The 13,996-nt window shown below is 61.3% G+C and carries 12 protein-coding genes; 8 read left to right on the plus strand and 4 right to left on the minus strand.

Features of this window, described 5'->3' with window-relative positions:
- The first annotated feature begins 93 nt into the window (after positions 1-93).
- The 7 genes from AC2FNS_RS02020 to AC2FNS_RS02050 all read left to right on the plus strand — a co-directional run bounded on the left by AC2FNS_RS02020 (position 94) and on the right by AC2FNS_RS02050 (position 5,881).
- The gene (locus AC2FNS_RS02020) at positions 94-1,848 is read left to right on the plus strand and encodes a DNA polymerase III subunit gamma/tau (RefSeq protein WP_496710705.1); all 1,755 of its coding nucleotides are present in this window, start codon (positions 94-96) and stop codon (positions 1,846-1,848) included.
- A gap of 86 nt (positions 1,849-1,934) precedes the next feature.
- Positions 1,935-2,279 (plus strand): YbaB/EbfC family nucleoid-associated protein, encoded by a 345-nt coding sequence (locus tag AC2FNS_RS02025; RefSeq protein ID WP_170360889.1) that lies wholly within the window; start codon positions 1,935-1,937, stop codon positions 2,277-2,279.
- Positions 2,280-2,325: 46 nt separating this feature from the next.
- Positions 2,326-2,919 (plus strand): recombination mediator RecR, encoded by a 594-nt coding sequence (recR, locus tag AC2FNS_RS02030; protein ID WP_496710706.1) that lies wholly within the window; start codon positions 2,326-2,328, stop codon positions 2,917-2,919.
- 114 nt (positions 2,920-3,033) lie between these two features.
- Positions 3,034-3,624, plus strand: a complete 591-nt coding sequence (locus AC2FNS_RS02035; protein WP_496710707.1) for a TetR/AcrR family transcriptional regulator — start codon at positions 3,034-3,036, stop codon at positions 3,622-3,624.
- Between the two features lie 61 nt (positions 3,625-3,685).
- Positions 3,686-4,099 carry an organic hydroperoxide resistance protein gene (locus AC2FNS_RS02040; RefSeq protein WP_496710708.1) on the plus strand — a complete coding sequence of 138 codons (414 nt, stop codon included), beginning with the start codon at positions 3,686-3,688 and terminating at the stop codon, positions 4,097-4,099.
- 36 nt (positions 4,100-4,135) lie between these two features.
- Positions 4,136-5,164, plus strand: coding sequence for an NADPH-dependent curcumin/dihydrocurcumin reductase (gene curA, locus AC2FNS_RS02045; RefSeq protein WP_496710709.1), 1,029 nt, complete (start codon positions 4,136-4,138; stop codon positions 5,162-5,164).
- Positions 5,165-5,197: 33 nt separating this feature from the next.
- On the plus strand, positions 5,198-5,881 hold the full coding sequence (locus AC2FNS_RS02050) for a type 1 glutamine amidotransferase domain-containing protein (protein ID WP_496803762.1): 684 nt from the start codon (positions 5,198-5,200) through the stop codon (positions 5,879-5,881).
- 62 nt (positions 5,882-5,943) lie between these two features.
- Here the strand turns inward: AC2FNS_RS02050 and AC2FNS_RS02055 are convergent, their stop codons facing one another.
- Positions 5,944-7,923: a RiPP maturation radical SAM C-methyltransferase gene (locus tag AC2FNS_RS02055; RefSeq protein WP_496710711.1), complete on the minus strand. Its 1,980-nt coding sequence runs from the start codon at positions 7,921-7,923 to the stop codon at positions 5,944-5,946.
- A 6-nt stretch (positions 7,924-7,929) separates the two neighbouring features.
- Complete coding sequence (locus tag AC2FNS_RS02060; protein ID WP_149776248.1) at positions 7,930-8,211, minus strand: Os1348 family NHLP clan protein; 282 nt, start codon at positions 8,209-8,211, stop codon at positions 7,930-7,932.
- Positions 8,212-8,406: 195 nt separating this feature from the next.
- Here AC2FNS_RS02060 and AC2FNS_RS02065 point away from each other — a divergent pair, with 195 nt between their 5' ends.
- Positions 8,407-11,268: an ATP-binding protein gene (locus AC2FNS_RS02065; RefSeq protein ID WP_496710712.1), complete on the plus strand. Its 2,862-nt coding sequence runs from the start codon at positions 8,407-8,409 to the stop codon at positions 11,266-11,268.
- Positions 11,269-12,038: 770 nt separating this feature from the next.
- Here AC2FNS_RS02065 and AC2FNS_RS02070 read toward each other — a convergent pair.
- Both AC2FNS_RS02070 and AC2FNS_RS02075 read right to left on the minus strand, forming a co-directional pair.
- Positions 12,039-13,217 carry a carbohydrate porin gene (locus tag AC2FNS_RS02070; protein ID WP_496710713.1) on the minus strand — a complete coding sequence of 393 codons (1,179 nt, stop codon included), beginning with the start codon at positions 13,215-13,217 and terminating at the stop codon, positions 12,039-12,041.
- Positions 13,214-13,981, minus strand: coding sequence for a DUF3299 domain-containing protein (locus tag AC2FNS_RS02075; protein ID WP_496710714.1), 768 nt, complete (start codon positions 13,979-13,981; stop codon positions 13,214-13,216). Before AC2FNS_RS02075 ends, AC2FNS_RS02070 begins: the two co-directional genes overlap by 4 nt.
- Positions 13,982-13,996: the final 15 nt, after the last annotated feature.

Raw genomic sequence — 13,996 nt, forward strand, 5'->3', positions numbered from 1 at the left:
CACCGCCAAAGCGAAAAACCTGCACCGGCGCTGTGGACGCGGGGCACCGGGAACTCTACCCTGCATCGTCAGTACGAATCCGTCAGAGCAGACATGACCACACAGTCCAGCCCCGCCTATCAGGTTCTCGCCCGAAAATACCGCCCGGAAACCTTTGCCGACCTGGTCGGTCAGGATGCCATGGTGCGCACGCTGAAAAACGCGTTCGAGGCGGATCGGATCGCGCAGGCCTTCATCATGACCGGCATCCGTGGCACCGGCAAGACAACCACGGCCCGGATCATCGCCAAGGGCATGAACTGTATCGGCCCCGACGGCAATGGCGGACCAACGACCGAACCCTGCGGCCAGTGCGAGCATTGCGTGGCCATCATGGAAGGTCGCCATGTGGACGTGCTGGAAATGGACGCCGCCAGCCGCACCGGCGTGAACGACATCCGCGAGATCATCGACAGCGTGCGCTATCGCGCCGCCAGCGCGCGGTACAAGATCTATATCATCGACGAAGTCCACATGCTGTCGACCAGCGCCTTCAACGCGCTGCTGAAAACGCTGGAAGAGCCACCCGGGCATGTGAAGTTCATCTTTGCCACGACAGAGATCCGCAAGGTTCCGGTCACCGTGCTGTCGCGCTGCCAACGGTTCGACCTGCGTCGGATCGAGCCCGAAGTGATGATCGGCCTGCTGCGCAAGATCGCCACCGCCGAGGGCGCGGAAATCTCGGATGACGCGCTGGCCTTGATCACCCGCGCCGCCGAAGGCTCGGCCCGGGATGCGACCTCGCTGCTGGATCAGGCGATCAGCCATGGCGCCGGCGAAACCACCGCCGACCAGGTGCGCGCGATGCTGGGGCTGGCCGACCGGGGCCGCGTTCTTGACCTGATGGACATGATCCTGCGTGGCGATGCGGCCGGGGCCCTGACCGAACTGGGTGCGCAATATGCCGAGGGCGCCGACCCGCTGGCAGTGCTGCGCGATCTGGCCGAAATCACCCATTGGGTCTCGGTGGTGAAGATCACCCCTGACGCGGCAGAAGATCCGACCGTCTCACCCGATGAGCGCACCCGCGGACAGCAGATGGCCGAGGCGTTGCCGATGCGGGTGCTGACCCGGATGTGGCAGATGCTGCTGAAGGCGCTCGAGGAAGTCTCGGCCGCCCCCAACGCGATGATGGCCGCGGAAATGGCGGTGATCCGCCTGACCCATGTGGCCGATCTGCCCAGCCCGGAAGAGTTGATCAAGCGCCTTCAGGACAGCCCTCCACCGCCCGTCGGCGGGCCGGGGGGCGGCGTTCCGGACGCCGGAAACAGCGCCCCGCCCGTGACCGCGACGGCCTCGGCCCATGCGCCAGCCCCGCGTGGCGTGGGCGGCGCGCCGACGGCGGCGTTGGCCCAGGACGTGCAGACCGCGCTGGCGCGTTATCCAACTTTCGAGCATGTGGTCGAACTGATCCGCGCCAACCGCGACGTAAAACTGCTGGTCGAGGTCGAAAACGGCGTCCGCCTCGTCTCGTACCAGCCGGGACGGATCGAGTTCACGCCCACCGAAAAGGCCCCCACCGACCTGGCCGCGCGGCTCGGGTCCGCTCTGCAGCGCTGGACCGGCAATCGCTGGGCGGTCTCGATCGTCTCGGACGGGGACGCCCCCACAATCGCCGAACTGCGCGACGCGGCCGAGCTGGCGCTGAAGGCCAAGGCCGAAGAACACCCTTTGGTTCAGGCGGTTCTGACACAATTCCCCAAGGCCCGCATCACCCGGATCGAAACCCCTCAGGACCGCGCGGCCAAGGTCGAAACCGAAGCCCTGCCCGAGGTCGAGGACGAATGGGATCCATTCGAGGAAGACTAATCACCCGCGCAGAAGGCGCGCTGCCCTTGTGAAGGACGCAGACGGCCCGTATTTAGGCCGCAATTCGAATGACAGGAGACATACAGATGCTCAAAGGACTCGGCGGTCTGGGCGACATGGCCAAGATGATGAAATCCGCGCAGGAACTGCAGACCAAGATGGCGCAGATGCAGGAAGATCTGAACACCATCATGGTCGTCGGCGAATCCGGCGCGGGCTTGGTCAAGGCCACGGCCTCGGCCAAAGGCGAGCTGAAAGGTCTGGACATCGACCCGTCGATCTTCAACAGCGACGACAAGGAAGTGGTCGAGGACCTGATCCTGGCCGCCATCAAGGACGCGCAGACCAAGGCGGCCGAGCGGTCGCAGGAAGAAATGACCAAGCTGACCGAAAGCATGGGTCTGCCGGCGGACATCAAGCTGCCGTTCTAATCTTCGCCCCTCAAACCCCCGCCGCCAAAGCCACGCAGGACAGGCCATGAGTTCGAACAGTGACATCGACGCCCTGATCGACCTGATGGCCAAGCTGCCGGGGCTGGGGCCGCGCTCGGCCCGGCGGGCGGTGCTGCACCTGATCCGCAAACGCACCCTGCTGCTGACGCCGTTGTCGGACGCCATGCAGCAGGTCGCCGCCACCGCGCGCGAATGCCTGAACTGCGGCAACGTGGGCACCACCGACATCTGCGACATCTGCAATTCCGAAGACCGCGCCACCGGAGAGCTGTGCGTGGTCGAAGACGTGGCCGACCTGTGGGCGATGGAACGCGCAGGGGTATTCAAAGGCCGCTACCATGTGCTGGGCGGAACGCTCTCGGCACTGGACGGCGTCGGCCCGGATGACCTGCGCATCCCCCGCCTGCGCGACCGGGTGACTGCCGAAAACATCACCGAAGTGATCCTGGCCCTGAACGCCACCGTCGACGGGCAGACCACGGCCCATTACATCGCAGATCAGCTGGAAGGACAGGTCCGCCTAACCTCGCTGGCGCAGGGCGTGCCGATCGGGGGCGAGTTGGATTATCTGGATGACGGGACGATCACCGCAGCGCTGCGGGCGCGGAAGGAACTGTAAGGCTTCGAAATCCGTGCGCTTTCTTCGTGGGCGATGACCCGACGTTACGTCATCTGGATTTTTATCCATCACTACCACTAGACGACCGGTCTATTAACTGCCATCTCGTGACCCATGAGCACGCAACGCAAGGATACCCGGAAACAAATTCTGGCCGTTGGCCGCCGGCTGACCGCCGAGCGTGGGTTTGTCGGCGTCGGCCTGAGCGACCTACTGAAAGAGGCCGGAGTCCCCAAGGGCTCGTTCTACCATTACTTCGCCTCGAAAGAGGATTATGGCTGCGCGCTTCTAGAAAGTTTTGCCGACGATTACCGACAAGGGCTGGCGGACACGCTGAACAACCCCTCGCTGAACGCGCATGATCGATTCCTTGCCTATTTCCAGGGCTGGATCCGCAAACAGACCGGGCAAAACCCCGAAGAGCGCTGCCTGGTCGTCAAGCTTGCGGCCGAGGTTTCGGACCTGTCAGACAGCATGAGCGGTGTTCTGCAAAACGCCGTGGACGGCATCGTCGAGGCCCTGACCCAGACCCTGCGCGACGGCATCGCCGAAGGTTCGGTGGCCCGGCTCGAGGACCCGGCAATGACTGCGCGTGCGATCTATCACCAGTGGCTCGGCGCCAGCCTGGTCGCTGGCCTCTCCGGATCGGTCGAGCCGCTGGAATCGGCCATGAAATCAACCGCATCCGCGATACGCCCCATGTAAAAAATTTTGACCATATACTAGACGACCGGTCTATTAGAAAGCCGAAAACAGGAGCCTGCCCATGAAAATTCTCTACAAAACATCAGCAACGGCCACCGGTGGCCGGTCGGGGGTGACCGCGCTGGATGACGGCTCGTTGTCGATTCCGATGGTGCGTCCGGGTTCTCAGGCCGACGGCCACAACCCCGAACAGCTTTTTGCCCTTGGCTATGCCGCCTGTTTCGACAGCGCCATGGATTTGATGGCGAAATCGCTGGGGCTGGATGCAACCGGCACCAGCACCACGGTGGCGGTCAGTTTGGGGCAGCGGTCGGATGGTGGCTATGGGCTGGACCTCGACATCACCGCGCATCTGCCCGGGCTGTCCGATGAAGGCGCCCGCAAGCTGGTCGAGGCGACGCATCAGGTCTGCCCATATTCCCGCGCCACACGCGGAAATATCGACGTGCGCCTGCATGTCGATACCAACGCGTGATCACGCACTCAACGCAATCCACAGGACCGACACGACATGTCTGACACCAGGAACCGCCAGATCGTTCTGGCCGAGCGCCCCAAGGGCGAACCCGACACCAATACGCTGCGCATGGTCGAAACGGATATCCCCGAACCGGCCGAGGGGCAGATGCTGCTGCGCACGGTTTACCTGTCGCTGGACCCCTATATGCGCGGACGCATGAGCGACGCCCCCTCCTATGCACCGCCGGTCGAGATCGGCGGGGTCATGGTGGGCGGCACCGTGGCGCGCGTGGTCTCCTCGAAGATCGACGGGTTTTCCGAAGGTGACTGGGTGCTCAGCTTCAATGGCTGGCAGGACTATGCTCTGTCGGACGGCGAGGGCGTGCTGAACCTCGGCCAGGCGCCCTCGCATCCGTCCTGGGCGCTTGGGGTGCTCGGCATGCCGGGCTTTACGGCCTGGGCCGGCCTGACGCAGATCGGCGCGCCGAAACCCGGTGAGACCATCGTGGTCGCCGCGGCGACCGGGCCGGTCGGGGCCACGGTCGGCCAGATCGGCAAGATTCTGGGCTGCCGCGTCGTCGGTGTGGCCGGTGGCCCCGAGAAATGCGCCCATGCGGTGGACGAGCTGGGTTTCGACGCTTGCATCGACCACAAGGCCCCTGATTTCGCCGAGCAGCTCGGCCAGGCCGTTCCGGACGGCATCGACATCTATTTCGAGAATGTCGGCGGCCAGGTGCTGGACGCGGTGATCCCGAACCTCAACCCCAAAAGCCGCATCCCTGTGTGCGGGCTGGTATCGCAGTACAACGCCACCGCGCTGCCCGAAGGGCCGGACCGGATGAACTGGTTTCTGGGTCAGGTCCTGCGCAAGCGGATCACTGTGCAGGGGTTCATCATCTTCGAGGATTTCGGCCACCTCTACCCGGACTTCGCGGCGCAGATGGGTGACTGGGTCAATTCCGGCCGCGTCAAGTACCGCGAAGAAATGATCGACGGGCTGGAAAACGCCCCCAAGGCGCTGATCGGCCTGCTGCGGGGCGAGAATTTCGGCAAACGCGTGATCCGCGTTGCGCAAGACTGACAGCTTCAGACAAGCCAAACGAAAGGAAAAGCAATGAAGATCCTCATGGTTCTGACGTCTCATGACCAACTCGGCGACACGGGCCGCAAGACCGGCTTTTGGCTGGAAGAGTTCGCGGCCCCCTATTACGTGTTCAAGGATGCCGGGGCCGAGATCGTGTTGGCCTCGCCCAAGGGCGGGCAACCGCCCATCGACCCGGCCAGCGACGAAGACGCCGCGCAGACCGATGCCACCCGGCGTTTTGCGGCAGACACGGACGCGCAGGCCCAGCTGGCATCGACCCCGCGCCTGTCGGAAATCGACGCCGAAGGCTTTGACGCAATCTTCTATCCGGGCGGCCACGGCCCGCTGTGGGACTTGGCCGAAGACGCGGACAGCAAGCGCCTGATCGAAACCTTCTTCGCGACGGATCGCCCGGTCGGCGCCGTCTGCCACGCGCCTGCGGTCTTCAGGCACACCACCGCCCAAGACGGAAAGCCGCTGGTCTCGGGACGCCGCGTCACCGGGTTCTCGAATTCCGAAGAGGCGGCCGTGGGACTGACCGACATCGTACCCTTCCTGGTCGAGGACATGTTGAAGGCCAATGGCGGGCATTACGAAAAAGCCGACGATTGGGGCCCGTTGACGGTGAGCGACGGGCGCCTCGTCACGGGCCAGAACCCGGCCTCGTCCGTGGGGGCCGCCCAAGCCCTCCTGACCCTGTTGAACGGAAACTGACCGGAGCACCGCCCCTGCGGCAGATGCGCTGCGGGGGCGGGCATTCGTCGGGCAACCCTGCCTTAGCCGTGCTGCGGGACCGTCGGACCGGGCGCTGGTGCCGAGCGGCTCTCGGGCGCGAATTCCTGCGGTCGTTGTGCGGCGAAGGCGTGTTGGGGCGTTGCGCGAATATCTGCCCAGTCCGGCGCACGCGAAAAGCCCGGCGTTCTGAGAACCAGACACAATACCGAACTGCCCTCGGCATGGATCAGCCCGGCGCGCTGTAACCGTTCAAGGGCCTGCTCGACGGCTTTGGCGTCGTACCTGCCCATCAACCGCTTGTGCAACAGATCGACCCCCATGATCGTCGGGCACAGGTCCAGAATGGATCGTTCGACCTCGGACAGGGTATGGGTGACCGGGCGTTCGGGACGACGGGAATCCACGACACGATCGCCATCGAAATAAAGCGCCGCCGCGCTGGCCTGCCAATCCTTCAGGCTGTGCAGCACCGGCTGCGCGCGCTGATCTGCCGGGGCTGAACCGTCCTCGAGAATGTCGAAATGATAGGCATGATCCCACAAATCTTCGGCCGGAACCGCATAGACATGCGCATAGGGCTTTGCCGGCGCGACCTTGATGCCAAAGGCTTCGGGGCGTTCGAAATAGGGGCTAAAACGATCCGCCCGCACCGGCCCGACCGAGCCCGGCGGCTGCAGGTGCGCAAGCAACGGGATTAGACGGGACAGGTTGTGGAAAGTCTCGGCGGTCTCGCAGGGAAAGCCGTACAGAAAGCACCATTCGACGAACACGCCCGCCTCGGCGCACAGCTTGAGCGTCTGGATGTTCTGAATCCCGGAAACGCCCTTTTTCATGTGCATCAGGGTTGCCGTGTCAAACGTCTCGATCCCCGGCTGGACCTTGCGTATGCCGGCATCGGCCAAGGCTGCTATCACTGACGGGGACAGGTTCGACTTCACCTCGTAATGCATCAGAAACGGGCGTTCGTCGCGCGCAAGCCGCGGGATCAGCGTCCTGAGGTAGCGATGGTCCAGAATGTTGTCGACGACCACGATGTCGGGCCCGTACAGGTCGGCGAGGTGGCGGAACTCGGCAAGCGCCCGGTCCGGGGACTTGCTGCGATACGCCATCGTCTGACCGTTCAGGCCGCAGAACGTGCAATGGTGCTTGGCGCCCCACCAGCACCCGCGTGACGTCTCGATCGTGGCCGAAGGCGTCAGGATGTCGGACAATCCCGGTGTCTGTTCGAACCGATCGAAGAACGCGCTGAAATCCGGGATCGGCAAGGCATCGAGATTTGCCGTCAGAAGTGGCGGCTGCCCGGGGCGGTCATACCGCAGGTCCGAGCGCGTCAACATCCCGCGAACGGCGGGCAGGTCGCGCCGGGTTCGCACCTCGTTGAGAAATTCAGCAAAGGCTTGCTCGCCTTCGCCCTGGCACACGGCATCCAGTTCGGGGTGTGCCCGCAAAAGCGCCTTGCCCAGCGGCCCCTCGCAATTGGCACCCCCCATGACGATCACCAGGTCGTCGGATCGTTTTCTGAGGGCTCGCACAAGCGCGACCGACGCCATCACCTGCTGGAACGACGATGTGATCCCGACCACGGTCGGAGCGCATGCCATCACCTCGTCGGCGCACCGCTCCACAAAATCCCGCGTCAGTTTTCTGGCTGCCAACGCGCTTTGCACATAGGTCAGCCACTCGACCCCCTCGACATGGTCGCCCAGGACATCCAGCAGATAGGCCATCGCATCCGGCTCGGGGCGCGGATAGACCAGATCACTGAACAACCACTCTCCCAAGAGGGCCTGATAGACCTTGCCGTCCGACAGCAGGAAATAGTCGTCAAGGCCGATGGTTTCGGCAAAGTCGAAGCTGAAGTATTTTTCCGTGGTCGCGACCCCGGCGTCCCTGGCCATGGTCGCCAGCAGCGATATCCCCAGCGCGGGATGCTGCAGCGACGAAAACGGCATCGACACCAGGCACAGACGATGAAGCGCCGCAGGTTGCGACGTCACACGACCCGGCGGCGTCTCGCTCATGCGGGATTACGCGCAGCGGGGGCGAAGCACACCGTCGGATGTCTGTTCGTAGGCCGCCTTGATGTCCTGCATCGCGGTCTTCAGATCCGATTCTCCGGCAAAGACCGAACTGATGGCGCCCAGAAGCTTGCGCGCGTGATCGTCCTGATCCAGCGTGATACCAAGACGGTCCACGACCTCTTCGGGGTTCTTGATGAACGCGTTGCGAAACGCCTCGTCCAGCACCCCGCGCCCGATGATGGTCTGGACGTCTTCCAAAGTCAGTCCGCGAGTATGGTGATCGGTCATTTCTGTCCCCAATTTCTTAAAACCATGGGCAACTCGTATAGTGTTATTGGAGAAAATTCAATGATTAAGCACCATGCGCCCTCCTCCGATCCCAGAGGCGACTGCGCCGCTGATGTAAGGTCGGCCGTACGGATCGGGCTGGATTAATCCGGGCGGACCAGACATACTCACGTCCGACCGGGGGAGCCTTCGAGAATGCGGAGTCGAGTACAGATCGAGCCGACCGAGCGCCGAATGTGTTCGGTTCTTTTTGCTGACATCGTGCGTTCGACCATGATCATCGGCGATCTGGACCCCGAAGATGCGGTCAGCCATCTGGGGCCGGTGATCGAACAGATCATGACCATCTGCGAAAAGCACGGCGCGACCACGCTGTTCACAGGGGACGGCGCGCTGGCGGTTTTCGGCTCGCCCCAGGCCGACGAGGACCACGCCGCAAAGGCGATTGCCAGCGCGCAGGAGATCATCCGCCAGATCGCCGGGAAGGGAGATCAGAGCCCCGACGTCCGCATCGGAATCCACGCCGGCGAACTGCTGGTCAGCGATCTGCAGCACACCCAGGGGCGCGAGCAGGCCTTTCTCGGGCCGGTCATGAACATCTCGAGCAAAATCGAGGCCGCAGCCCGCAAGAACGTGGTGACGGTCTCGGAAACGGTCATCCAAAGCGTCGGAACCCTGTTCGACCATGAACCTGCCGGCGAATTACAGATCGACGGACGCAACAAGACGCTGAAACTGTTCGAGATCAAGGCCCGAAACGAACAACGGTCCCGGTGGACATCGCTGGCGAGTCGCGACCGCTCGCCCCTGGTCGGGCGCGAGGCCGAAATGGCCCGGCTGCGCGAAGCCTGGTCCAGGGCCTGTCAGGGTGAAGGCAACTCGGTCCTGCTGCTTGGCGCGGCGGGGGTCGGAAAGTCGCGCCTGACCCACGAACTTGTGGAAAACATCGCGCCCGAGGCGTTCGACCTATGGGAGTTCAATTGCTTCTCGCTGGATCAGACGGCCGCCTATCTGCCAATCATCCGCGCCTTGAACGCCCGCATGAAACTGTCCGACTGCCAATCCGACACCGAGTTGGAAGCGAAGCTTTCAAAGGGGATCGGCAACACCAGATTCCTGGACAAACACACCAAACAGGCCCTGTTTTCGATCTTTCGCCGCGCCCGGACCGAAGTCGAACAGGCCGCCGGCGACCCGTCGCGCCGGCGCCGCAAGCTGAACGACATCCTGTCCAGGATGATCCTGTCGACCCGGAAAGAGAAGCCGCTTCTTCTGTTGTTCGAGGATCTTCACTGGGCGGACCAGGGCACATTGGACGTGGTTCAGGAGTTGCTTTCAAGCATCTCCTTCCTGCGGGTTCTCGTGGTGCTCACTTCGCGCAACGCGACGCCCTTCACAAGCGATCAGAAAGGCAGGCTGCAGCTGCTTCCGGTCCCCCCGCTCGGCGAGGACGACTGCCGGGAATTGATTTCGCGCCTGTTGGGGCCACGAGGCGACGACGGCCGCTTGCGCGACTTCGTCGACACCATGAGCGGTCGCACCCCGTTGTTCGTCGAGGAATTCGCCCACCATCTGCGAAACCGTCTGGACCGGACACAAGGCAACGAAAGCCTGCACCGCAACCTTGCCGATCTGGAAGTACCGGCCCGCGTCCAGCCTCTCATCGCGTCCAGGATCGACACGCTGGACAGTGAGAACAAAAAGGCGCTGCAGGTTGCCGCGGTCGGCGGTCTGCGCTGGACATGGAGTACGCTGACCGAGACACTTCAACGACTGGGCTTTGAAGCCCGGCCTCGGCTGACGGCCCTGATCGAAGGCGGTTTTCTGGAAACCTACGGCCCTGCGGAAAACCAGCAGATCCGGTTCAGTCACGCGCTGGTGCAGAAAGTCAGCTATCGCAGCATTCCGCGACTGCGCCGATCGCGCCTGCACCGGGCCATCTTTGAGGCCCTGCACGCCGGTGCAGACACCGATGATCTGGAAATCGCCCAGGCCATCGCCCGCCATGCCGATCAGGGTGAGCTGTGGCAGGAAGCAACCGAAGCCTATCTGCGCTGCGGCGAGCTTGCCAGCCGACTGTTCTCGTTCGAGGCGGCGGTTTCGTATTTCGACAACGCGCTGCGTTGCGTCGGCAGGCTGAAGGCCGAGACCGGGTCTCAGAACGTGTACGAGCTTGAATTGCGGGTTCGCCGGGGCCTGCGCGTCTCGCTGGTGGCCAGCGGTAATTTCCGCCGCATTCTCGAGATCTCGCACGAGGCAGAGAAATTGTGCGATGACGCGGGGGACAGGGTCTCGAAGATCACGTCGCAGATCGATCAGGGGATCATGACGACGATCCTGTTCGATATTCGTGACGCGCGCCGAATTTCGCAACGCGCTCTGGACAGCGCGACCGAACTGGGCGATGCCCGGCTGCAGGCCAACGCGGCCTTTGCCTTGGCGCAGGCCGCCTGGTTCCACGGGGATTACGAAAGCGCGAAAGCGGCGATCGACCATCATGCCGGTCTTTTCAAGAATGAGTTCCGCACCGTCGAAACCGGAACGACCGGATCGATTTCAGTGCTGGGAATCGCAACGCGGGCAAACGCCCTGAGCATGATGGGCCAATTCGACAAGGCCGAGGACGACATCCACGAAGCGCTGGAAATCGCGGGCGAGACAGGCAAGGTGTATGACCGCAGCTTCGCCCTGATCGCGCGCGGGATCAGTTGCTGGAAGTTGGAAGACGACGCGCGCGCAACCGAAGCGCTGCGCACGGCACTGAAGATTTCTATTGAAGCCGGGATCGATGTTCTGAGTTGCTTTGCAGCAGCGCCGCTCGCCCGTGTGCTGGCCCGAAACAGAGACTTCGCGAATGCGCGGCTTGTCCTGGCCAAAAGCCTCGGCCTTGCACGGGAAATGCAGATGGAAGCATTCGTCGCCTGGCTGTTGAGTGCCGAGATTCGGGTTTTGCAGGAAGACGGTCAAGGCGGCGAAGCCGAAGAGGTTGCCGCTGAACTGGCTGACCTTTGCCGACAGAACGGATATTTCGGATGCGACCCAACCTTGCTTCCTTGACGGGGTTGAACCAGTGTCCTGCGCTCCACATGGTGATCCTCCACTGAAGTGGTCCACCGCTATGTTTGAGATAACTGAGGATGGAGTTCACACCGTTCCTGGTCCGGTGAATGCTCACGTCAGACAGCCGGGTCGATCGATGGGCCTCTAGCCGCCACTGGCTATCCAGACTGCCAGAAGCACGGCCATCAGAGCGACATGCCGCGAGCCGTTTCCGAGAAGGCCGAGGCGGCGCTCCCGTCCGTGTTCCGCGCGACCGAGATCGAGGAATAAACCCGGCAGTGCATCGCGACCTTTAGGAGGCGATACTGGTGTCACCGGGTATTGCACAGCAGATCCAGGTCTCGGCGAGACAGGTCTGCCCGTGCGTTGCCCCGAGATGCACCACGTGGATTTGTTGCCCCGAGTCGCGTTTTGACCAATACCAGCACTGAAGCGCAGCGCTCAAAATGGCGGATTTCTGTTTTATTTCATGGGCTTGAAATGGCACCCGGGGGCGGAATCGAACCACCGACACGAGGACTTTCAATCAAGTTTCCAGACTTAATTTCAATGGGTTATAACAAAATGCATCACTTTGTGTATAACTTCTGAATATCGCAGAGGCGAATTTAGCTTAAGGTATTGAAAATTAAATTAATAATCCTGGACCAAAGAAAGATTTGAATACTTGTTCAGTCGCCCATCCTGCCTCCATCAGTCCACCGAGAACATTCACCTAACAATACTCCCATAACTGCTTTGATTTCAGTTACTGCTTTCGGCCCGCATCAGAAAACGATCCGGGTTCTTAGACCGAACAATGTAATGTTATCCTGATCAGGGTTCAGAAGCGGGTTGGATATGAATTGTATCGACGGTGTGATCTGCAGTCCGGGTGAGATTGAAAAGCGATAGAATGCTTCAAGCGTGAACTGATCGCCGTCTATGCCTCTTGCCTCAGCCCAGTTCAGACCCAGCCCTGCCAAATCGGTATTGCGACCGTAATAGCCGACACCGGCAGAAATGGACCGATCATAGAGTGCTGCCGTACCTTTTGAAGCCCCAGCCCGAAAGAATGGCATCCACTTATTGTCAACAAACCATGCGGCGGAAAACGCGGCGCCGTAATCCTCTGGACGGCTACCATCATCCGCCGCATCCGCATGCCAGAGTGTCAGATGGATATTGTCGAAGTAGATACGATCAAAGCCAGAAGTGTAGCCGATTTCGAGTGATTTGAATAAATTTCCATCGCTGAACACATCAAAGTTTGGATCAGACGGGTCGGCATTTGCGTCTGAGACGCTCGCGACGGCGTACAGGTTATCGCTCAGCTTTATCCCACCGGCAATGCCAATGCCTTGGTTGGGCGTGTTTATCGTCGGGTTGGTGTTGAAGGACAGGTTTTGGAAACCACTATAGGGGCTTACCAACCCGTAAATATCCACAAAGTCGGTTACATCAATCTGCCCGACTTGCAGCGTCCACGAACCGTTCTCGGCCCTTTGTGTCCAGAACAGGTTGGTCAACAACAAACCATTATCGTTGAAGGCTGTCCCTGTGATCGAAAGCGCTCCGCCATCCAGCCCAAGAAACTGTGGGGCAACATCGGTATAGCTGTGCCGGTCTTCGATCTTGAATGTCAGAGAACCCCGTTCAGTTGCCTGCCAACTGCCGTAGAAACGAGCGATTCCACTTGCGGCTTCACCAGTTCCCAAATCAGCGTTCGTGGTTTGGCCCAATGCCAGGTAATCCAAGTTGAACCGGAACCCACCCTCAGCAAGCCGGTCTTTCCACTGAAACCAGCCCGGCGCGATATTGCGCGGAAAATCGGAACGATATTGTGGGTCGGTCAGCCCATCTCCGGGCTCCAGATCAGCTTCGACCGAAGAAGGCCCGGACAGTCCTTGCGCCGAGGCAGCGCCAGCAACCGCAACACTCAATGCGACAACGAGAAGTCTTATCATTCCGACGCCTTTGCCCCGCCGGTCTTGCGATGACCCGCTGCTAGGATGCGACCAGCAATCGATGCCGCCCAATCATTTGTTGTTGGCGTGCTGGCCATCAGATCTCGCATCGTTTCAGTCTGCGAGACCTCCAAAACATAGCTGGAGGTCATTGGCACATTGCCGTCTACGATGCGGAAAGTATGGTTTGTTTCTTCAATTGACAGTTTGCCTGTCAGCCGCACCGGTTCGTGCATAGTGCTGGGGCTCCAGTCGTCAACTACTCGCGCCCGGATCATCTGATTGGCGTTTGGCGGTGGGGTATGGCTACACATGCCGCGTACGGGAACGAGGTAGACGACAGTGGTCCCGTCCGCTTCGACAGGCGCTGGGATAGCGTAACCCGCCAATGTAACGATTTGTCCATCAAGCTTCGGATTAGCCGCTGTTGCTGCTTTCTTGCGCCGGTCGGCAACGATCCAGCGTTGGTCGATCAGCCAATCTGCATCAATCCCGTCTTCAGACAGTTCCTTAAGTGCCGCATTGATTTTTGCGGCACCGTCGGCCATCTGAGCCTCGCTGAGAGTGGCGTCGTTCAGCAGCTCTCTGTTTCGGACGATCGTCCGCAAGGATTCGATCTGTTGATAGTTTAAATCCTCAAAAGGATCCTCATAGGTTTGCGCCGACGGATCGATCAGATCCTCCCAAGCGATCTGCTCAGCCGTAGCGGGCGCGGCGAGCGGAACAAACAGCGTCAGAAAGCTCATAGTCAGCAAACGATGCATCTCTTTCTCCAAAAA

The sequence above is a fragment of the Ruegeria sp. BHSA191 genome, from assembly GCF_059613325.1.